Annotated in this window: 18 protein-coding genes and 2 tRNA genes; 8 read left to right on the top strand and 12 right to left on the bottom strand. The window is 33.3% G+C overall.

The features are described from left to right. From lgt to BT107_RS06755, 4 genes are all read right to left on the bottom strand, one after another. Positions 1 to 957 (bottom strand): prolipoprotein diacylglyceryl transferase, encoded by a 957-nt coding sequence (gene lgt / locus BT107_RS06770; RefSeq protein WP_072303041.1) that lies wholly within the window; start codon positions 955 to 957, stop codon positions 1 to 3. 103 nt (positions 958 to 1,060) lie between these two features. Next, a complete protein-coding gene (yidD, locus tag BT107_RS06765; protein WP_072303040.1) occupies positions 1,061 to 1,285 on the bottom strand; it encodes a membrane protein insertion efficiency factor YidD in 225 nt (74 codons plus the stop codon). Between the two features lie 94 nt (positions 1,286 to 1,379). Then, positions 1,380 to 1,760 (bottom strand): DUF779 domain-containing protein, encoded by a 381-nt coding sequence (locus BT107_RS06760; RefSeq protein ID WP_072303039.1) that lies wholly within the window; start codon positions 1,758 to 1,760, stop codon positions 1,380 to 1,382. Positions 1,761 to 1,770: 10 nt separating this feature from the next. Then, the gene (locus BT107_RS06755; RefSeq protein WP_072303038.1) at positions 1,771 to 3,294 is read right to left on the bottom strand and encodes an aldehyde dehydrogenase family protein; all 1,524 of its coding nucleotides are present in this window, start codon (positions 3,292 to 3,294) and stop codon (positions 1,771 to 1,773) included. A 219-nt stretch (positions 3,295 to 3,513) separates the two neighbouring features. On the opposite strand from BT107_RS06755, the gene BT107_RS06750 reads away from it, so the two are divergent. Further along, positions 3,514 to 4,437, top strand: coding sequence for an AraC family transcriptional regulator (locus BT107_RS06750; RefSeq protein WP_072303037.1), 924 nt, complete (start codon positions 3,514 to 3,516; stop codon positions 4,435 to 4,437). On the opposite strand, the gene cysS is transcribed toward BT107_RS06750, so the two are convergent. Next, positions 4,424 to 5,908, bottom strand: coding sequence for a cysteine--tRNA ligase (cysS, locus tag BT107_RS06745; protein WP_072303036.1), 1,485 nt, complete (start codon positions 5,906 to 5,908; stop codon positions 4,424 to 4,426). The two genes, BT107_RS06750 and cysS, sit on opposite strands and share 14 nt — an antisense overlap. A 15-nt stretch (positions 5,909 to 5,923) precedes the next feature. Then, positions 5,924 to 6,604, bottom strand: coding sequence for a GTP cyclohydrolase I FolE (gene folE, locus BT107_RS06740; protein WP_072303035.1), 681 nt, complete (start codon positions 6,602 to 6,604; stop codon positions 5,924 to 5,926). Positions 6,605 to 6,739: 135 nt separating this feature from the next. Here folE and BT107_RS06735 point away from each other — a divergent pair, with 135 nt between their 5' ends. Together BT107_RS06735 and BT107_RS06730 are read left to right on the top strand one after the other, a co-directional pair. Further along, positions 6,740 to 8,539, top strand: a complete 1,800-nt coding sequence (locus tag BT107_RS06735) for a T9SS type B sorting domain-containing protein (protein WP_072303034.1) — start codon at positions 6,740 to 6,742, stop codon at positions 8,537 to 8,539. A gap of 127 nt (positions 8,540 to 8,666) precedes the next feature. Continuing rightward, entirely contained in the window at positions 8,667 to 10,049 is a 1,383-nt protein-coding gene (locus tag BT107_RS06730; protein WP_072303033.1) for a T9SS type B sorting domain-containing protein, read from the top strand. 102 nt (positions 10,050 to 10,151) lie between these two features. Here BT107_RS06730 and BT107_RS06725 read toward each other — a convergent pair whose 3' ends face one another. Continuing rightward, the gene (locus BT107_RS06725) at positions 10,152 to 11,651 is read right to left on the bottom strand and encodes an OmpP1/FadL family transporter (RefSeq protein ID WP_072303032.1); all 1,500 of its coding nucleotides are present in this window, start codon (positions 11,649 to 11,651) and stop codon (positions 10,152 to 10,154) included. Between the two features lie 40 nt (positions 11,652 to 11,691). Beyond that, positions 11,692 to 12,918 (bottom strand): hypothetical protein, encoded by a 1,227-nt coding sequence (locus tag BT107_RS06720; RefSeq protein ID WP_170854712.1) that lies wholly within the window; start codon positions 12,916 to 12,918, stop codon positions 11,692 to 11,694. 98 nt (positions 12,919 to 13,016) lie between these two features. Here BT107_RS06720 and proS point away from each other — a divergent pair, with 98 nt between their 5' ends. The 4 genes from proS (at position 13,017) to rpsT (ending at position 15,098) form a co-directional block, all read left to right on the top strand. After that, positions 13,017 to 14,495: a proline--tRNA ligase gene (gene proS, locus BT107_RS06715; protein ID WP_072303030.1), complete on the top strand. Its 1,479-nt coding sequence runs from the start codon at positions 13,017 to 13,019 to the stop codon at positions 14,493 to 14,495. 80 nt (positions 14,496 to 14,575) lie between these two features. Continuing rightward, positions 14,576 to 14,647, top strand: a tRNA-Glu gene (locus tag BT107_RS06710). Positions 14,648 to 14,728: 81 nt separating this feature from the next. Then, positions 14,729 to 14,800 (top strand) — tRNA-Glu (locus tag BT107_RS06705). A gap of 46 nt (positions 14,801 to 14,846) precedes the next feature. Continuing rightward, positions 14,847 to 15,098: a 30S ribosomal protein S20 gene (gene rpsT, locus BT107_RS06700; RefSeq protein ID WP_072303029.1), complete on the top strand. Its 252-nt coding sequence runs from the start codon at positions 14,847 to 14,849 to the stop codon at positions 15,096 to 15,098. A 1,466-nt stretch (positions 15,099 to 16,564) separates the two neighbouring features. Here the strand turns inward: rpsT and BT107_RS06690 are convergent. Next, positions 16,565 to 17,206: a hypothetical protein gene (locus BT107_RS06690; protein ID WP_072303027.1), complete on the bottom strand. Its 642-nt coding sequence runs from the start codon at positions 17,204 to 17,206 to the stop codon at positions 16,565 to 16,567. A gap of 125 nt (positions 17,207 to 17,331) precedes the next feature. Beyond that, positions 17,332 to 19,011: a transcription termination factor Rho gene (gene rho, locus BT107_RS06685; protein ID WP_072303026.1), complete on the bottom strand. Its 1,680-nt coding sequence runs from the start codon at positions 19,009 to 19,011 to the stop codon at positions 17,332 to 17,334. A 195-nt stretch (positions 19,012 to 19,206) separates the two neighbouring features. On the opposite strand from rho, the gene BT107_RS06680 reads away from it, so the two are divergent. Beyond that, the gene (locus BT107_RS06680) at positions 19,207 to 19,617 is read left to right on the top strand and encodes a DUF4293 domain-containing protein (RefSeq protein WP_072303025.1); all 411 of its coding nucleotides are present in this window, start codon (positions 19,207 to 19,209) and stop codon (positions 19,615 to 19,617) included. Between the two features lie 60 nt (positions 19,618 to 19,677). Here BT107_RS06680 and BT107_RS06675 read toward each other — a convergent pair whose 3' ends face one another. Together BT107_RS06675 and BT107_RS06670 are read right to left on the bottom strand one after the other, a co-directional pair. Further along, entirely contained in the window at positions 19,678 to 19,887 is a 210-nt protein-coding gene (locus tag BT107_RS06675) for a hypothetical protein (protein WP_072303024.1), read from the bottom strand. Between the two features lie 85 nt (positions 19,888 to 19,972). Beyond that, on the bottom strand, positions 19,973 to 20,806 hold the full coding sequence (locus BT107_RS06670; RefSeq protein ID WP_072303023.1) for a helix-turn-helix domain-containing protein: 834 nt from the start codon (positions 20,804 to 20,806) through the stop codon (positions 19,973 to 19,975). Positions 20,807 to 20,815 lie beyond the last annotated feature (9 nt).

Genomic DNA, 20,815 nt, shown 5'->3' with positions numbered 1-20,815 from the left:
TTACGCTTTTTTAGGTCTAAATACAAAATATGCGCCTATTAGTATAAAAGGAATGCTTAACCATTGCCCTGTAGATAATGTGCCTAAAGACTCTTCAAATCCACCTTGACTTTTCTTTACAAACTCTACAAAGAAACGAATGGTCCATAGTAGCATTAAAAATAAACCAAATAAAAATCCGGCCTTGTCCTTTTTATCTGTTTTCCAATAGAAGTAGGATAGTATAATGAAAACAAAAATATAGCAAACGCCTTCATACAATTGCGCGGGATGTCTAAAAGGAATGCTTTCTAAAATTGAAGCAAATTTTGGATTGTTTTCTATAGCGTTGTAAGCTGCGCTTGCAGTTCTTTCTTTTGTTAAAGCCATAGCTCTAGAAGCTGGCATATCATCAGAATCTCTTATAAATTTAGTAGCAAATACAAATGCTTTTTCTGTGATTTTACCGTTAATTTCAGAATTGAAAAAGTTACCTAACCTCACAAAAAAAGCTCCTAAAGAAACAGGAACAACTAGTCTGTCCAATAGCCATAATATTTTATAATCAGGGTATTTTCTGTTGTATAAATACATACCTATAATTACACCTAATGCTGCGCCGTGACTGGCAAGACCTGCAAAACCAGTAAATTCATACCCTGTAATAATACCAAAAAGTCTTCCGCTTGGGTTTTCTCTAATTGGTAATAGTATTTCTATTAAATGATTTTGGTAGTAGGCCCAATCGTAAAAGAAAACGTGTCCTAAACGAGCGCCTAGCATTGTAGCAATAACTGTGTATAAAAATAAAGAATCTAACTGTTCTATTGGTTTTTTCTCGTTAGAAAAAATCTTCTTTATAATTACCCATCCTAAGGCAAAAGAGGTAATCCATAGTAGATTATAGTATTTTATTTGTACTGGTCCAAGACTGAATAAAGTTTCATTTGGATTCCATAATATACTTAAAAAATGCATTTATTTTCCGTTTTGTGAATGGCTAATATACGTATTTTGAGTAAGGGGCTAAAAAAGAAACTGTGATTAAAAGTTAATTTTATCCTATTCTTTTAATACCGTTCTACGGAACGGGATCATAACCGCTGCCACCCCAAGGATGACAACTAAAAATGCGTTTAGTTGCTAGCCAACCCCCTTTAAATAAACCGTGCTTTTTTAAAGCTTCTAAAGTGTATTGTGAGCACGTTGGTGAATACCTACAACTAGCCGGAGTTAAAGGTGATATAATTGTTTGATATATTTTTACCAATAGAAGAAATGGAGCTATTAAAATTTTTTTCACCAATTTAATTTCTTTGTTTGAGTTTCAAATTTACAATATTTATAGTACTGTTACATTAAATAATAAAGACTTACCAACAGGTAAGTCTTTATGCTTGTTATAACTGCTCTCCTTCTTTAATGGGAGATAGGTTTAGGGCTTCTTCTTTGTTATATAGCCTGGAGTTTATAATAAAACGTAACCCTAAAGGTATTTCTAAAGAAAAACTAGACCCTCTTCCTTTGGTTACATCAATAGTTAGTTGTGTATGTTTCCAATATTCAAACTGATCTTTGGATATATAAAAATGACAATTTAGTATAGTTCCTAGCCATATATCTGCGTTGTTGAGTAGTAGTTCTCCTTTAGAAAAACACATAGGTGATGAACCATCGCAACAGCCACCACTTAAATGAAACATTAAGTCACCGTGAGTTTTTTGTAATTGTGTTATTACTTCTTCTGCTGCGTTTGTGGCTAAGATTCTTTTTACTGTCATATGCTAATTTTTAAAAGAATCCCATTGCTTTTTTGTCGTAAGAGATAAGCATATTTTTTGTTTGTCTGTAATGGCTTAGCATCATCTTATGATTTTCTCTCCCAATTCCAGATTTTTTATATCCACCAAATGGGGCGTGTGCAGGGTATAAATGATAGCAGTTTACCCAAACTCTGCCAGATTGTACTGCTCTAGAAACTTTATATGCTTGGTGCGTATCTCTTGTCCATACACCAGCACCTAAACCATACAGCGTATCGTTTGCAATTTCTATAGCTTCTGCTTCATCTTTAAATGTAGTTACACATACAACTGGTCCAAAAATTTCTTCTTGGAAAACTCTCATTTTATTATTTCCTTTAAGTATCGTAGGCTGTATGTAGTAGCCGCCCTCTAGCCCTTCGTTAAAGGCAGCATCACCACCAGCTAGTATTTCGCAGCCTTCTTCTTTTCCTATTTTTATGTAATTTAATATTTTTTCATATTGATCATTAGAAGCCTGTGCACCCATCATTGTTGTTTTGTCTAAAGGATGTCCAAGCTTAATGGCTTTGGTACGCTCAATAACACGTTCTATAAATGCATCATAAATATTTTCTTGAATTAGCATTCTTGACGGACACGTACACACCTCTCCTTGGTTTAAAGCAAACATCACTGCTCCTTCAATACATTTATCAAAAAAATCATCATCTGCTTCCATAATGCTTTCAAAGAAAATATTTGGAGATTTACCACCAAGCTCTAGTGTTACAGGAGTTATGTTTTTAGATGCGTATTGCATAATTAATTGCCCTGTTGTAGTTTCTCCTGTAAAAGCAACTTTATTAATTCTTGGGCTGCTAGCTAATGGTTTTCCGGCTTCAGCGCCAAAGCCATTAACAATGTTTAATACGCCAGCAGGTAAAACGTCTTCAATAAGTTCCATTAAAATAAGTATGCCTACAGGTGTTTGTTCTGCTGGTTTTATAATTACACAATTACCAGCAGCTAATGCAGGAGCTAATTTCCAACTTGCCATTAATAAAGGGAAATTCCACGGAATTATTTGAGCAACAACCCCAAGAGGTTCTGTAACATTTAATGCAACAGTATTGGAGTCTAATTCACTTACAGAGCCTTCCTCTGCTCTTATTACACCAGCAAAATATCTAAAATGGTCTATGGCTAGCGGTAAATCTGCTGCTGTAGTTTCTCTTATGGCTTTACCATTGTCCCAAGTTTCTGCTCTTGCTAATATCTCTAGATTTTGCTCCATAATATCTGCAATTTTTAAAAGCATATTGCTTCTGGTAGTAGCAGAAGAATTGTTCCATTCGGGAGCTGCTTTCCAGGCAGCGTCTATGGCTAACTCTATATCTTCTTCTGTAGATCTAGGTATTTTTGTAAAACTATTACCGTCTACAGGAGATGTGTTTTCAAAATAATTTCCTTTGCTAGGAGATGTCCATTTACCGCCTATATAGTTTTCATATTGCTGTTTAAATTCTGGTTTTTGTATTTGCTGTTTTTCACTGGTCTTTAAATTACTCATAATTAATGGGTGTTAACTTAATATTAGAAAATAGGTTAATGTTCCCTTTGTGGGTTTTTCAAAATTATTTATTTAAACAGATTAATAGCTGACCTATTCTATTGTTTGTGTGTACAATTCTATTTAGGTTTGTTAAATTGATATTTTGTTAGCTTAATTTTTGTATTTTTAATAATATTAGTTGTTGTTTTATGAAGTATTAATTATATGTTGTGAGTTATGCTTAACCTGTCTAATGATTTTTTTAAGAGAAGAAAGCTAGAGAACTTGGTAGAAAACCAAACCTCCTATACGCTAAACAATGCAGAGATGCATGTTTTTGAAACATATGTAGAAGCAGAAAAAGTGTTGCTGCAGTTTAATGACCCTGTTTTAGCAAGTATGATTGTTGGTAGAAAAATTATGCACTTAAGTAATGAAAAATCTTTTGACTTTTTGCCTGGAGAATCTTTAATACTACCAGCTAATGAGCCTATGTGTATAGATTTTCCAGAGGCCAAAAGTGATAGTCCTACTAGATGTTTGGCAATGGCTATTTCTAATGATAAAATAAAACAAATAACCACCTTAATGAATGAGACAATGCCTAAGGCAGATGGAGTGGAGTGGGATGTAATGGATTATAATTTTCATTTTATTAATGATCCATCAATTTATGGTATAATAAAACGTTTGTTGTATTTGTTTACAGAGAATCATCCTTCTAAAGATTTTTTTGTAGATAATATGTTGCAAGAATTAATAATGCGCATTTTACAATGTAACTCAAGAAAAATACATACAAACCCAAATCATAAACTGTATAAAACCAGTAGAATATCTTTTATAGTAGAGTATATTAAAAATAATTTAGATGAACCATTATCTATTGCTTGTTTAAGTAAAAAAGCTTGTATGAGTGAGTCTCATTTTTACAAGGTGTTTAAAAATGAAATAGGACTTTCTCCTATAGAATTTATAAATAATGAGCGTATAAAGTTGGCTGTTGAATTACTGCAAAATCCTAATAAAAAAATAAAAGAAGTGTATTTTGAATGCGGATTTGAGAGCAGATCTTATTTTAATAGGCTTTTTAAAAGAGAAAAACTGGTATCACCAAGTGCATACCAGTCTAAATTTAAAACTACGCTTAACTTAAGCTAAACGTAGTACCGTCTTTACCATCTTTTAATTGTATACCCATTGCTAATAATTGGTCACGTATTTGGTCTGATAAAGCAAAATCTTTATTGCTACGTGCATCATTACGTAATTGTATTAGCAAGTTTACTACTTCTTCTAGTTTTTCTGAGTTACCATTAGCGTCTTCATTAACACCGGTAAGTCCTAAAATGTCAAAAACAAAGGTGTTTAGTGTATTCTCTAATAATTCCTTGTCTTCTTTGGTAATAGTTTCTTTGTCGTCTTTTATTAGGTTAATATGCTTTACGGCTTCAAATAAATGAGCAATTAGAATGGGCGAGTTAAAATCGTCATTCATTGCATCATAACATTTTTGTTGCCAAGCAGCTACGCCAAATTCAGTTTTGCTACCAGTCTCTATTGTTTTTAAAGATGAAATTGCTTCCATTAGTTTTAAGTATCCTTTTTCTGATGCCAACAATGCATCATTACTAAGGTCTAAAATACTAGTGTAGTGTGCTTGCATCATAAAAAAGCGAACAGCAGAAGCAGAAAATGCTTTGCTTAATATTTTATTATCTCCGCTAAAAATCTCGTTAGGGTAAATATTATTGTCTGTAGATTTAGACATTTTTTTACCGTTTAGAGTAAGCATGTTTGCGTGTAACCAATAGTTTACTGGAGCAGCTCCGTTACTGGCTTGTGCCTGTGCAATTTCGCATTCGTGGTGTGGAAATTTTAAGTCCATTCCGCCTCCGTGAATATCAAAAGTCTCTCCTAGGTATTTAGTACTCATAGCAGTACACTCTAAGTGCCAGCCAGGAAAACCATCTCCCCAAGGAGAAGGCCAGCGCATAATATGCTCTGGTTCTGCTTTTTTCCAAAGTGCAAAATCTTGCGGATTTTTCTTATCACTCTGAGCAGATAGCTCACGAGTATTCGCAATCATATCTTCTAATTTCCTGCCACTAAGTATACCGTAATTGTTTGTTTTGTTAAACTCAACTACATCAAAATAAACAGAACCATTAACTTCATATGCCAGTCCTTTTTCAATTATCTCTTTAATAATCTCTATCTGCTCTATTATGTGTCCTGTTGCTGTTGGCTCAATACTTGGAGGTAAAAAATTGAATTTTTGTAATGTGTTATGAAAATCTACGGTGTAGCGTTGTACTACTTCCATAGGTTCTATTTGTTCTAAACGTGCCTTTTTTGCAATTTTATCTTCACCTTCGTCTGCATCATCAACTAAATGTCCGGCATCTGTAATATTACGTACATAGCGTACCTTGTACCCTAAATGCTTAAAGTATCTAAAAATCATATCAAAAGACATAAACGTACGGCAGTTACCTAGGTGTACATTGCTGTAGACTGTAGGTCCACATACGTACATACCAATATGACCGTCGTTTATGGGTTTAAACTCTTCTTTTTTTCCAGAAAGGGAATTGTAAACTTTTATTGTTTGATTTTTGTAAAGTTGCATTATAGGTGAAAGTAATTAAAAGTTGGTGTCTAGCTTTATGTAGTCTAAGAATTCTTTACGAGTATTGTGCTCTTTAAATTTACCACCATATTCTGCGGTAACAGTGCTACTTTGTATGTCTCTAATACCTCTAGAGTTTACGCAAAGGTGTTTTGCATCTATAACGCAAGCAACATCTTCTGTTCCTAATACCTCTTGTAATTCTCTAACAATTTGTATGTTAAGTCTTTCTTGTACTTGTGGTCTTTTTGCGTAGTAATCTACAATACGGTTCATTTTAGATAAACCCACAACAGTACCTTTAGATATGTAAGCAACGTGTGCAATACCAACTATAGGTAGTAAATGGTGTTCGCAAGTAGAGTAAAGTGTAATGTTCTTTTCTACCAACATTTCTCCGTATTTGTACTTATTGTCAAACGAAGAAGATTTTGGTTTTCTTTCTGGGTTTAAACCGCCAAAAATGTCTTTTACAAACATTTTAGCAACACGCTTAGGAGTGTCATTTAAGCTGTCGTCTGTTAAATCCATCCCAAGGGTCGTTAATATATCTCTAACGCTGGCCTGTATTTTTTCTATCTTTTGGTCATCATTAAGATCAAAAGCGTCTTCTCTTAAAGGGGTGTTTTCAGCTGCAGATAAATGGTCATTATCCATATCTTCATCAAACCCTTCTATAGTGCTTCCTATTTTCATCAGCCTAAATTTTTTAGAAAAGCAAAGATATACATAATATGGCATTTAATATCATTGTTTAGGTGTTTGACAACATTAATTAGTGCTAAAGTTTGTTAAGGTTTAGTTTTACATACCTCAAGCTTTTATCTATCTATGAAAAGGTTTTACGCAATAGCGTTTTTTTTATATACGTTAGGGTTGCTGTCTGCTAGTGCGCAAGTATCTGCAGATTGTAGCACTGCTATACCTATTTGTAATAATACGCCAACTAATGGTGGTACAGATGGTTATGGAGTAGATGATTTTGGAGGAGCAGATGAAACTGGTTGTCTAGAAAAAACCTTGTCTGGAGCAATAGAATCTAATTCTGCTTGGTATAGGTTTAAAACGGGTGAAGCGGGGCAATTAGGATTTAATATTAGTTTTGATGTTAATGAAGATTGGGATTTTGCACTTTATAGAGCTACGGATTGTAGTAGTTTAGGTGATCCTGTCCGTTGTAATTTTTTTGATAACGGAGATAGTAATTCGTTTACAGGAATAGGAGAAGACCCAACTGGAGCAACAAATGTACAGTATGAAGATTGGTTAGATGTAGAGGCAGGCGAAGAGTATTACTTGCTAATAAATAATTTTAGTAATTTAAATTCAGGTTTTTCAATTCAGTTTTCTGGACAAATATTTATAGATTATCCAAATACGGCATTAGATTGTTCTATAATAAGTAATTTATTAGGTCCGCCAATTGCTGCTTGTGATGGTGATATAGTTCGGTTAGATGCAACTACGCCAAACACAGCATCATACACTTGGTATAGAGATATTGGCTTGGGATATACAGAAATTTTAGGAGAAACAAATGCAACTATAGATGTTACCACAGGTGCTATGTATAGAGCAGAGGTTATTTCTATTACAGCAGATGTTTTAATTAGTGATGTACAAGTTGCTTTTTCAGCTGCGCCAACAACTAGTGTTGTTACCGATGTTGCTTTATGTGAAGAAACTCTTCCTTTTAACTTAGAATCTAAAAATAGTGAAGCTTTGGGTGCGCAATCTCCAGACGATTTTATTATTAGCTACCACGCAACCCCAATAGATGCAGTTAATAATACAGCTAGTTTGCCAATGCAATACAGTCCTCCTTCTGGAGTACATACTGTATATGTAAGAACCACATCAGCAAAAAATCCAAAATGCTTTGATGTTTCTGAGGAATTTGAATTTACTGTAATTGAAACGCCAACAACAACTGCAGAAACAGAAGTGTTTTTGTGTGAAGGAACTACGTCTGAAACAATAGGAGAAACAAGTCCAAATGTAAATTATAGTTACAGTTGGAGTAGTGGAGAAACCACTCCAGCTATAGAAGTGTTTTCTGCGGGTACATATGTCTTAGATATTATGTTTACTAATGCAGGTTTAACTTGTGTAAATACGGTGGAAATTTCTGTTGTAGTTTGGCAGACGCCAACAATATCTAATGTTGTTATAGAAGATTTTAATGCAAATAATAAGGTAACGGTTGAGACTGATATTATTGGTAATTTTGAATACCAAATTGATGGTATGCCTGTGCAGGATAGTAATGTTTTTGCAGACGTTTCTGCTGGTGCGCATACCGTTTCTATTATAGATAAAAATGGTTGTGGTTTTGTGACAGAAGATATTGTTGTGGTTGGTTTTGATAATTATTTTACTCCAAATGGAGACGGAATAAATGATACTTGGCAAATAAAAGGAATGTCTTCTTTACAAGAACCAGTTGTACATATTTTTGATAGATATGGGAAGTTATTAAAGCAACTGAGCGGTAATCAAGGTTGGAACGGTGCTTACGGAGGTAAATTGCTTCCAGAGTCAGACTATTGGTTTAAGTTAAGCTACATAAATACTACAGGAGATAAAGTGTATGCAAAACATATAAGGAGTCACTTTACCTTAAAACGATAAATTTTTAACTAGAAGTCAAAAGGGTATTTCGTCGATTATAAAAAAAAATATTCGATGTAATGCAATAAATTTTATTACTTGACGCTTATAATATGGTTATGTAACATTCCATACAGTAATAAAATTTATGCGATTACAATATAAAATAGTAGTAGGATTTCTTTTTTTTACTCTAATTAGCAACGCGCAGTTTACTCCAGATTGTAGATCGGCAATACCCGTTTGTGGTGATGCTCCTATCTCTGGTATAGCAGATGGCCGTGGAGATATAGACGATTTTGACCCTGATGATATACGTCAAACTGGTTGTTTAGAAAAGGGCAGTAATAGTTCTGCAAATATAGAAAATAACACCTCTTGGTATGCTTTTAGGGCATTAGAAGATGGTAGTATTGGTTTTGATATTGAGGCCACTACGGATACGGCCGAGTGGGATTTTGCTATTTATGGACCAGATACAGATTGTGCAAGTATAAGTAATGGTACGGCGCAACCTTTGCGATGTAACTATGAGGCTAATAATACATCTTTTACTGGTTTAGGTACAAATCCTGAATCTGGGCAAGATGGTTTTGAATTTGTTAAAGGAAGTAAAAATACGTACGACGAGTTATTAGATATTGCGGCAGGTGAAATTTACTATATTCTTATAAATAATTACAATACAAATTTTGATGGTGATCCAGAGCCTTTTACTTTAACTTTTACAGGTGATGTAGATGCTTTAGATTGTACTTTTAGAGATGAGTTTTTGGGGTTAGATATTGTTGGTTGCGAAGGTGATCCAGATGTAGTTTTAAGTGCTTTTCGTTCTCCAGTTGGTCCAGATGTTGCTAGTGTAGTTTGGTCTGTAGATTATGAAGATGATGGAGTAATTGATAATGCAAACTTAGCAACAGGTACAGAATATACGGTTACTAGTCCAAACACAGGAAGATACTTTGTAGAAATTACAACAATATCAGGAACTCCAACTACTGTTGTAGATGATATTTTAATATATTTTCACGCAGCACCAATTGTATCAGATATAGAAATTACAGTTGTAGATTATCTGGTAGATAGAAATAAGATAGAAGTTCTTGTTAATGGTAATAGCGATTATGAGTATGCAATTAACGGGGGAGAATTTCAAGATGAAACACTTTTTCATGATGTGCCACCAGGACAAAATACATTAATTGTAAATGATAAAAATGGTTGCGGTATTACAGAAGAGATTCCTTTTTTAGTAATAGGATATCCAAAGTTTTTTACACCTAATGGAGATGGTTTTCATGATGGTTGGAATGTTCTTGGAATTGAAGAATTAGTAGATGCAAGAGTATATATTTATGATAGGTATGGAAAGTTATTGAAGCAGTTGGCTGCCGGCGTAACCTGGAACGGTACTTTTAATGGTAAGGATATGCCAGAATCTGATTATTGGTTTCGTATGGAATATGCGGAAACAGAGGGTGGTGTTATTGTAGCTAAGACATTGCAGAATCATTTTACTTTAAAGAGATAGATGAAGTAAAAAGAGTGAATAGAAAATCAAAAAAAAGATATATTAAACAAAAAAAGCTATCCAACAGGATAGCTTTTTTGTTTATTGTTGAAAAAATATGACTTAGAAGTTTACTGTATAGCCTACAGTAATATTAGTGTTTACGTTATTTACAAATGCAGGTGTATTTAAACCAGTATTAAATAATTGTTTGTTAACATCTTGTTCTACTCTGTTATATGCTAAATCTATTCTGTTAGGACCAAAAGAATATCCAAACCCTAAAGAAAAACCATTTAAATCTCCAATAGTTTCTTCGTCTAGGTAAGGACTTTGTTCGTATCTGTAACCAGCTCTAAGGCTTACGTCATCAATTCTGTACTCACCACCAAATCTTAGTGTGGATACAGCTCCTAACTCATTAGAAATATCTTCATTAGCACTTGCGAAGCCAGGATCATTTGTTGGTCTTATTTCTGCATTACTCATATCTTGGTAACCGTAATCTAAACTCAATAATCCAGATTTTCCAAAAATTACAGCTAAACTACCTGTAGCTTTAGCTGGAGTTTTAATTTTGTATTCTTCATATAGATTTACAATATTAAAGTTGATAAAATTAATGTCGGGGTTAGCTAAGTCTGAAGAAATACGTTGTGCAGTATCATCAGTTAACCTGTACCAAGTAGGAGATTCGTAACTTGCTCCAATTCTTACAAATTCGTTTACTTTAGCAATTGCTCCTAAAGCAAAAGAAAAACCGTTACCCTCTGTGTGTAAATAATTATCAAAAGTAGTTCTAGAAATAGGAGATCCAGAAGCATAGCCTGTTTCTGTAAACTCAGTGTATTTGTCGTAATTTATACTGTGAAAATTTAAAGATGCTCCTAAGTATAAATTGTCTTGGTATTGTGTTGCAAAATCTAAAATAAATTTACTGTTATAACCAGTTGTGTTTTCAAAATAATTTTGGTCTACTGTAGTGTAATCTGCGTTTTTAACATAAGAATTATTATTGTCATTAGTACTTACGGGGCTTATAATGCCTCCTTCAATACCTAAAAATGCTTGCTGATCTCTAAATCCTAAAGAGTTACCAATGTCTAAATAAGCTTCTTCTAGGTATTCGCCACTTCTTACTTTTAAAGGTCCATAAGGAGTTTCGTCTGCATAGCTTAAAAAGTACTGGTCTATACCTTGATTGCTATTTCCAGAAATAGTAAAATTATTATCAAAATTCTGAACTAAATCGTAATTGGCAGCAATAGCAATTTTTTTCCAGTTAGAGTTGTTGGCTTTAAAAACCATAACTCCACCAACTTGATTAATTTCTAAGTAATTTTCCTTAGACTCTCTATTGGTTCCAAAATAATTAGAACTATTTTTTTTATTGTAGTTAGATAGGGTTGCAGAGAACAAGTGATTGTTAAAAACTGCAGCACCAGCAGGGTTAATATTTAGGGCAGATAAATCTCCTCCTAAAGCTCCAAAAGCACCACTCATTCCTTGATAACGCGCTGTTCCCTGTGTGTTTTGCTGACTATATAGTAATGCGTCATTTATATTTTGAGCAGTAGCCATAGAGCATACCAGCCCAAACGCTAAGACGATGTAATTTTTCATCCTTTGAGTTTTTAGTTATTTCTTTATTAAATTTTATAGTTTACCCTCTACCGCCAGATGATCTACCGCCTGAAGATCTACTACTAGAAGATGACCTTCCGCTAGAAGATGACCTACTACTAGATGAAGAAGATCTACCTGCAGATGATGATCTAGAAGAAGAACTACTACTTCTTGTAGTTGTTGTTCCAGAGCTTCTTGTGCTAGTTCCAGTGCTTCTAGATGATGATGGTTTAGAGTACGTAGAATTAGATCTAGATGAGCTAGAAGATGTTCTGTATGTTGGTCTAGTGCTGCTAGAGTTGCTGCGACTGTATGTTGAGCCTCTGTTAGCAGAAGTAGATGTTCCTCTGTTATATGTGTTACTTCTAGATGAGCTATATCTAGGTTGTGTTCTTGTGCTTCGGCTAGTTCTGTAAGATCTATTACGGTCTATGCCATCTGCGCTAACATTAGATCGGTTACTGTATGTTCCAGAATTTCTGTAGCTTGTGTTGCTTCTTGATGATGTTGCAGACTTCCCAGATCTGTAACTTACATTAGATCTAGATGTACTTGTGTTTAAGTTAGATCTACTAGAACGTGCATATGTGTTTCTGTTGTTTGCGTAAATAACGTTGTCATAACGACCTCTTCTGCTATTGTTATAGGTATAAGAGTTTCTACCGTAGTTATTATAATATCTACCCCCGTAGTAAGGGTTGTAAAATCTTCTATTGTAGTAGTGGTTGCCCCATCCGTAGCTGTAACCAAATCCACCCCAACCAAAGTTGTTGTATCCTCTATATCCCCAGTTGTTCCATCCCCAAGGACTTCTCCATGAATTGTAATACCCGAAGTTTCCGTACCCATATCCCCATGGATCATAAAAACCACCGTAATTATTCCAACCGTTGTCGTGTATGTTAATGCTTATTTGTGTTGGGTTATCTCCCCATCCTGGATTTCCGTTGTAATTATTTGCTATATTGTCATCTTGTACATCTGCATCACTATAATATTCGTCTACATCTGTAAAAACCTCACCATCTAAAATAGCACCATACTCATTTGCCTGTTGGCTAAAGTAATCTTGGTACTCGTTAGCTTGGTTGTTAGGTGCAGCTTCAGCTTCTGTGACTTGTTGTCTAGTGCCAGTAGAATAAATACCGTCATTATCGTAATAAGAAGCCTCTTGGTAAGAACCACAAGAAACAATTAATGAGCCTACTAGTAGACTAAAAGCAACTTTTTTAATTTTCTGGATGGATTGGGAATGTATCATCATATTAAATTTAATTGTTGTACAATGTAAAAATAGTTAGTTTTGTCGAACTAATACTTTTTAATTGATAAAAACACAATATTTGTGCCAAACTACTAATAATGAGCAAGAAGTTAACTAAAAGAGACGAAGATTATTCCAAATGGTATAATGAGTTGGTTGTAAAAGCAGATCTTGCAGAAAATTCAGCAGTGCGTGGTTGTATGGTTATTAAACCATACGGTTATGCAATATGGGAGAAGATGCAAGCCGAGTTAGATAGGATGTTTAAGGAAACAGGACATGAGAATGCCTATTTTCCATTATTTGTACCTAAAAGCTTGTTTGAAGCTGAAGAGAAAAATGCAGAAGGCTTTGCAAAAGAGTGCGCAGTAGTTACACACTATAGACTTCAAAACGATCCAGATAAACCTGGTAAATTAAGAGTAGATCCTAATGCTAAATTAGAGGAAGAGCTAGTTGTGCGACCTACTAGTGAGGCTATTATTTGGAATACATACAAAGGTTGGATACAATCTTACAGAGATTTACCATTATTAATTAACCAATGGGCTAATGTAGTACGTTGGGAAATGCGTACACGTTTATTTTTACGTACAGCAGAATTTTTATGGCAAGAAGGCCATACAGCACATGCAACAGAGCAAGAGGCAATAACTGAAGCGGAGCTAATGATGAATGTTTATGCTGAATTTACAGAAACGTTTATGGCTATGCCTGTAATTAAAGGTGTTAAAACAGCTAGTGAACGTTTTGCAGGTGCAGTAGAAACTTATTGTATAGAGGCATTAATGCAAGATGGTAAAGCTTTACAGGCGGGTACATCTCACTTTTTAGGTCAAAATTTTGCAAAAGCTTTTGATGTAAAGTTTGCTACTAAAGAAGGTAAGCAAGAGCACGTATGGGCAACTTCTTGGGGTGTGTCTACTCGTTTAATGGGAGCTTTGGTAATGACACATAGTGATGATAACGGTTTAGTACTGCCTCCTAAATTAGCACCAATACAAGTTGTTATTGTGCCTATCTATAAAGGAGATGAGCAATTAGATGCTATTTCTGAAAGAGTAAATCCATTAGTAAAGGAGTTAAGAGCTAAAGGAATTTCTGTTAAGTATGATAATAGAGATACACATAAACCAGGATTTAAGTTTAACGAGTACGAGCTAAAAGGTGTTCCTGTACGTATTGCAATAGGAAAAAGAGACCTAGAAAATGGTACTTACGAAGTTGCGCGTAGAGATACTCTAGAGAAGCAAATTGTTAATGCAGATGATGTTGTTGCTAAAATTGAATTTTTATTAGAAGATATTCAGAAAAATATTTATAACAAAGCAATAGAGCACAGAGCGTCTCATATGACAGAAGTAAACTCTTATGAAGAGTTTAAAGATGTTTTAGAAAACAAAGGCGGATTTATATCTGCTCATTGGGATGGTACAGAAGAGACAGAGGAAAAGATTAAAAACGATACAAAAGCAACTATTAGGTGTATTCCTATAGATGCAAAAGAAGAAAATGGAAGCTGTATGGTAACGGGTAAGCCCTCTAAATATAGGGTGTTGTTTGCTAAAGCGTATTAATTTTCAAAAAAAATTGACTTAGGTATTGCAATAATTAAAAATAGTTGTATTTTTGCATCCGCAATACGCAAAAAGTTAATGGTCCGTTCGTCTAGGGGTTAGGACGCCAGGTTTTCATCCTGGTAACAGGGGTTCGATTCCCCTACGGACTACAAGTTTTTTAAGCAAGTATAGTTTTGGTAGTTACATAAAGTTTTCTTTATTTTGCAAGCCACTATGCAGATAGTAATAATGGTCCGTTCGTCTAGGGGTTAGGACGCCAGGTTTTCATCCTGGTAACAGGGGTTCGATTCCCCTACGGACTACAATTTTTGGGTGAAAGCCCGTTAAAAACATAATAACAAAAATAAAATGGCAAATCACAAGTCAGCATTAAAAAGAATTAGAAGAAACGAAGCAGCACGTGTACGTAACAAGTACCAGCACAAAACAATGCGTAATGCATTGAGAAAATTACGTGCTGAGGAAGATAAAAAATCTGCCGAAACTATGTTGCCTACAGTTATTAGTATGTTAGATAGGTTAGCTAAACGTAACATTATACACGCTAACAAGGCTTCTAACCTTAAAAGTAAATTAACTAAGCAAATAGCAGCTTTATAAGTTGTAGTTTTTAGTAATCATATTAAAAAGCGCTCTTTTATAGAGCGCTTTTTGTGTTTTATTCTTTTTTATTTTTTCTTCATTTTAATAAAACGATAAATAAAACAAGTGTACATTAATGCTTTTTGAGATATAGTATAGGTTTCTAATTATTTCACAACTCTCTTTATCTTTTATCGATCTAAAACTAATAGGTTGGTTTTGTTAGTAAGTAGCCTGTATAAGAAAAATAAACAATCCTCAGCTTAGCTAAAACAAGATATTCTTAATAGGCTCTTTTGTTTTGCTACCAATTTATTTGTTTTAAATAACTAAGTGTGGTTAGTGTAAGTATTGTACTTCTAGTGGTCAAGGTTATTGTTTGACTATCTAATATTAAAAAAAAACATTTAAAATACTGACTGCGCAAAATGGTGTTATGCCTATTTTTATATTGCTTTTATTTTTAATGTAGAGCTTGTATAGAAAAAACACAATATTATATATGTAGTAAATAAAGATATTGTAGTATTGTTAGATGATGGTAATGGTTAGGTTAAAAGCCTGGATAGTATTTTATAAGCCAACCTAGATCTTCTATTGATAAGCTGAATGCATTTAAAATGGGGTAATGCTTTAATTATGTATTGTAGTATTTGCTATATCTGTATAGTGTTACTGCAAATCTTCCGCTGTAAAAAAATGAATACGGTAATTGATCAATATTACATTTATAAATTTAGCCTTTAACTAATTTTCGTCTCATTTTTAGAAAGCCGATAATAAAGCAGAGATACATTATTGGAGCTAAAGATAAGTGTAATGTTCTAATTAATAGATAGCTCTCTTGGTTGTGTATTATTCTGAAATGATAAGATAATTTTATGGGCATATATCCGGAGTAAAAAATAAGTAACCCCCAGCTTAACCAAAACATAAAATTTTTAATGGGTTCTTTTTTGTTTTGATGCCAGTCTATTTGATTTAAATAATTTAAGATTATGATAACTAGAATTATACCTCCCGTTATGTAGGTTAGAATTTGGCCTTCTTTAAGTATATTTTGTGTAAAAATATTTATGATGCTTAAAGAAATAAAAAGTACTATTCCTGCCTTTATAAGTTTTTTGTGAGTTTTGTTTAATGTAAATTTTTTGTATAAATTAAAAAAGTATAAGAAAAACACAATATTGTAAATGTTATAGATAACGATGTTGTAGTTGTTGTAAAAATTGGATATAGGTAGGGTAAAAGCATCTGGATACTTCATGAAAAATGCGCCTAAAATCTCTGTAAATAGGGTATATGCAATTAATGCAGGATAATATTTTAACTCTGTGTCATAATATTTAGGGTATCGCCAAAGTGCTAGAATTAGGGTGATGCTATATGAGGAAAATATGATAAATGAAATCCATGTTGGCATAAGTTTGGTTTAAAAATAAAACAACTTCAAAAAGAATAGTTTTGAGGTTGTTTTATTGTTTTTATTCTTGATAAGGAGGAGGGACCATATGAGTTTCGTTCAGAATTAAACTCTGTTCATTATCGTCATTAAAAAATGAAATTTTAGGAAAAAATGAAGCCTCTTCTGTTGTGGTTTTCTTAAATGGTTTTATAATAAAGTTATCTTTTAAAAGCTTTGGTTTGTATGTTTTGCCATCTGTAACTACGGAAAACGCGTAGTCTTTACCGTCTACAGTAGTTGTAGGTGCTATAAAAAATGTATTTTGTTTAGGGTGCTTGTATTCTTTGCTATCTGGGTAATTAGCCAGGTAAAAACGTAAGTTGCTAATTTTTACATTTGCTTTTTTGGCTTCTTGCTCTATAAAAGTGATGTAGTTTTTTAAAGTTTCAAGGTCGTAATAACCATATCTGGCAACATCAAAAGTTGTACTAGGATCTAGTTTGTCTTCATATTCTTGTATTAGCGGAGCTCTTCTTTCGGAATAAGTGTCAAAAAGTACTTGCGCCTTTTTTGTGCTAATTATTTGAGCCGGTGGTTTTACTTCAGTTACTGGTTCTGGTTGTTCTTCATGCTCTTTTTTTTGTTCATTACAGCTACTGATAATTGCTAAAAGTGCTAGAGGAAAAATAAAGTGAAGTATTTTTTTTTTGGAGGTTGTCATATTAATAGGATTTTACGGTCGCATAAATATAGTCACTTTTTTGTACTAATTTGAAAATCAGGAAATAAAAAATCCTGCTAAAAATTAATTAGCAGGATTTTTTTTATATGTACAAGAAGTTTGTATTACTGGTTCATTGTTAGTAAAAACTCTTCATTGTTTTTAGTTTGTTTAATACGTTGTTCTATAAACTCCATAGCCTCTACAGGGTTCATATCGGCAAGGTATTTACGCATAATCCACATACGTTGTATAGTAGACTCATCTAATAAAAGATCATCTCTACGTGTACTAGAAGAAGTAAGGTCAATAGCAGGGAATATTCTACGGTTAGCAATTTTACGATCTAGTTGTAGTTCCATGTTACCTGTACCTTTAAATTCCTCAAAGATTACTTCATCCATTTTAGAGCCTGTCTCTGTTAATGCAGTTGCAATAATAGATAAAGAACCACCGCCTTCTATGTTACGGGCAGCTCCAAAGAAACGTTTTGGTTTGTGTAGTGCATTGGCATCTACACCACCACTTAACACTTTTCCAGAAGGAGGTTGTACAGTGTTGTATGCACGTGCTAAACGTGTAATAGAATCTAATAAGATAACTACATCATGGCCACATTCCACCAATCTTTTTGCTTTTTCTAAAACGATATTTGCAACTCTTACGTGTTCTGTTGGTTCTTTGTCAAAAGTAGAAGCAACAACTTCTCCACGAACATTACGTTGCATGTCTGTAACTTCTTCAGGTCGTTCATCAATTAATAATATAATTTGATAAACTTCTGGATGGTTTGCTGCTATGCCGTTTGCAATATCTTTAAGTAGCATAGTTTTACCAGACTTAGGCTGAGAAACAATCATACCACGCTGTCCTTTTCCTATAGGTGAGAATAAATCTATTATTCTTGTTGATATAGTACCCTGTCTACCTGATAAATTGAATTTTTCTTGAGGAAATAATGGTGTTAAATGCTCAAAAGAAACACGATCACGTACTACTTGTGGATCTATACCATTAATTTTATTTACTTTAATAAGAGGAAAATATTTTTCACCTTCTTTTGGTGGACGAATATTTCCTAATACTGTATCGCCAGTTTTTAATCCAAATAATCTAATTTGAGACTGAGATACATATATATCATCAGGAGAAGAAAGGTAATTGTAATCTGACGATCTTAAGAAACCATAACCGTCTTGCATAATGTCTAAAACACCTTCACTAGCAATAATACTGTCGAACTCAAATTCAGGCTCTCTGTATCTATTTTTTAAATCCTTGTCAAAATTACTTTTGTCTCTTGGAGTTTTTTGATGTTGTGGTTTTTTAGGCTGATTTTTATGCTGATTATTTTTTTGCCCTTGTTGTGTGTTGTTATTCTTGTGTATAGGCTTTTTTTCTGGTGCTGAAGCTACTTTTTCAGATTTAGCCTCTGGAGCTTTACTTGCAATAGGAGCTTTTTTAGCAACAGGTTGTTTTTTTTGAACTTCTTCGGTAGAAGAGGTAGTGGTGGTTTCTTCTTTAGCCTTTGGTTTTGGCTTTTCTCTTAAAACGCGTTCTCTTTTTACAGGACGTGGTTTAGGCTTGTCAGAAGGTTTAACTTTAGCTGTAGGTGCTTGTTCTTTTAGTTTTGGTTCCTTTATAACAACTTCTTCTACCGCTTTAGGGTTAGCTGCTTGAACGTCTAGAATTTGGTATACTAAATCTAGTTTTTTTAATGTTTTAAACTTAGGAACATTTAAACCTTTTGCAATATCCTGTAACTCAGGAAGCTTTTTTGCTTTTAAATCGGAAATCTCAAACATGTAATGTTGAATAAGTTATACTTTTTTGAAAAAATATGTAATAATGAAGTGTGTAATTTGGGTACTTATTTGGACTTGAAAGTCCCTGTCGGTAAGCGATATTACTAATATTATATGACAATATTACAAATTATTTTTAATATTTCATTGATAAATCTTAAAAAGACGCTATTTTTGTCAGAAGAAAAAAGAAATATGATTCAGAGAGTACAAACTGTGTTTTTATTAATAGTTGCTATACTAGCAGCTGTACTTCCTTTTTTTGCAAGTTTATGGACATTAGACGACGGAACTGTTGTTTTTGCCAAAAATGAAACGTATATTTCAATCGCGTTTTATGTTTCCGCAGCATTGGCTTTTATTGCCATTTTATTGTTTAAAAGTAGAAAAAATCAATTTGTAGTAAACAGGTTGAATATGATATGTAATCTTTTTATACTAGGATTTTTCGTTTCCAGATCGCTAAACTTATCCGGAGGAACTGTTGTTTCTGAGAAGGGTATTGGGATGTTGATTCCACTATTTTCTATCGTATTTTTAGTGCTAGCCAATAGGTTCATTAAAAAGGATGAAGATCTTGTAAAATCTGTTGATCGTTTGCGTTAAACCTAACATCTTAGTTATATTAGTGCGTTAAACCCGGGGTTGTTCCCGGGTTTTTTAATTTTAAGATGCTATTTCTTCGGTTTCAGATAAAACAACTTCTCCATTTTCTGGGTCAAAATAGATAACAACTGTAGAATCTATATTTTCATTTGCTAGTTTAGATGAAATTTTATAAGTCCATACATCAGTAATACCTCCTTTTGTTGGTTGGCCAAAAAGATTAAGTATTTCGTCTTTACTTTTTCCTTCAAGCTTAATTTTGTTAATCATAAATAGGTTTACTTTGGTTTGTAAAGTAAATTTATTTAATCATATCCGTAAAAAGGTATCTAAATCAAACTATAATATATGCATATCAAAGGGTAACAGTTCTAAACTCTAAAGGAGATTTACCTGTATTTGTTTTAAAAAACTTGCTAAAGTTATTTGGGTATTTAAATCCAAGGCAAAATGCAATTTCGGATATATTTAAATCTGTATTGTAGAGCATATTTTCTGCTTCAACAATAATTTTTTCTTTTATGTGGGTAGATGTGGATTTCCCTGTTATGCTTTTTACGGAGTCGTTTAAATGATTTATATGTACAGATAAAAACGTAGAAAAATCATTAGGCGTTTTTAGAGAAATTGTCTTGTTTGCATCTTTTATAGGAAACTGTCTGTTTAATTGCTCTATAAATAAAGAGGTAATTCTACTTGCTGCGCATTTTGGAGAATTTGTGCCAAAATCAGAATTTATTTTAAGAGCTTCGTGCAGTATTAGGCTAATATAGTTGCTTACTACGGCTTCTTTATTTTTGTAACTACTATTTAATTCTTCTTTAATTTTTAGATATAAACTGGTTATATGTTTTTCTTGATCAGGATTTAAATAAATAACATTATTTGCATCAACCTTAAATAATGGGTTGTTTTTCTCTAACTCTGTTGTGTTAGTTGCTAAAAAAGTAGGATTAAATAAGCAAGAGTAACCAATCTGTTTTTTAGAAACAGGTTCCCAGTTATATACTAATAAAGGGTTTGTAAATACTAGTGCTGTTTTATCTATTGTTACAGATTTATTAGGGTAATGCAATATGCTTTTTGGATGTATAATGCAGACTTTATAATAATGTTTGTTAGTGTATAAGTCGGGATTAGATCTGTATGTTTCTAAATCTACTACAGTAACATTGGGGCTATTACTCATAAATTTTTG

It is taken from the genome of Cellulophaga fucicola, from assembly GCF_900119145.1.
GTDB lineage: Bacteria > Bacteroidota > Bacteroidia > Flavobacteriales > Flavobacteriaceae > Cellulophaga > Cellulophaga fucicola.
This window is presented reverse-complemented; position numbering and strand designations above follow the sequence as displayed.

Bases quoted from the DNA above. Each gene is read 5' to 3' on its own strand.
- lgt (WP_072303041.1), bottom strand. From the start codon at position 957: ATGCATTTTTTAAGTATATTATGGAATCCAAATGAAACTTTATTCAGT.
- BT107_RS06760 (WP_072303039.1), bottom strand. From the start codon at position 1,760: ATGACAGTAAAAAGAATCTTAGCCACAAACGCAGCAGAAGAAGTAATA.
- BT107_RS06755 (WP_072303038.1), bottom strand. From the start codon at position 3,294: ATGAGTAATTTAAAGACCAGTGAAAAACAGCAAATACAAAAACCAGAA.
- BT107_RS06750 (WP_072303037.1), top strand. From the start codon at position 3,514: ATGCTTAACCTGTCTAATGATTTTTTTAAGAGAAGAAAGCTAGAGAAC.
- cysS (WP_072303036.1), bottom strand. From the start codon at position 5,908: ATGCAACTTTACAAAAATCAAACAATAAAAGTTTACAATTCCCTTTCT.
- folE (WP_072303035.1), bottom strand. From the start codon at position 6,604: ATGAAAATAGGAAGCACTATAGAAGGGTTTGATGAAGATATGGATAAT.
- BT107_RS06735 (WP_072303034.1), top strand. From the start codon at position 6,740: ATGAAAAGGTTTTACGCAATAGCGTTTTTTTTATATACGTTAGGGTTG.
- BT107_RS06730 (WP_072303033.1), top strand. From the start codon at position 8,667: ATGCGATTACAATATAAAATAGTAGTAGGATTTCTTTTTTTTACTCTA.
- BT107_RS06725 (WP_072303032.1), bottom strand. From the start codon at position 11,651: ATGAAAAATTACATCGTCTTAGCGTTTGGGCTGGTATGCTCTATGGCT.
- BT107_RS06720 (WP_170854712.1), bottom strand. From the start codon at position 12,918: ATGATGATACATTCCCAATCCATCCAGAAAATTAAAAAAGTTGCTTTT.
- proS (WP_072303030.1), top strand. From the start codon at position 13,017: ATGAGCAAGAAGTTAACTAAAAGAGACGAAGATTATTCCAAATGGTAT.
- rpsT (WP_072303029.1), top strand. From the start codon at position 14,847: ATGGCAAATCACAAGTCAGCATTAAAAAGAATTAGAAGAAACGAAGCA.
- BT107_RS06690 (WP_072303027.1), bottom strand. From the start codon at position 17,206: ATGACAACCTCCAAAAAAAAAATACTTCACTTTATTTTTCCTCTAGCA.
- rho (WP_072303026.1), bottom strand. From the start codon at position 19,011: ATGTTTGAGATTTCCGATTTAAAAGCAAAAAAGCTTCCTGAGTTACAG.
- BT107_RS06680 (WP_072303025.1), top strand. From the start codon at position 19,207: ATGATTCAGAGAGTACAAACTGTGTTTTTATTAATAGTTGCTATACTA.
- BT107_RS06675 (WP_072303024.1), bottom strand. From the start codon at position 19,887: ATGATTAACAAAATTAAGCTTGAAGGAAAAAGTAAAGACGAAATACTT.
- BT107_RS06670 (WP_072303023.1), bottom strand. From the start codon at position 20,806: ATGAGTAATAGCCCCAATGTTACTGTAGTAGATTTAGAAACATACAGA.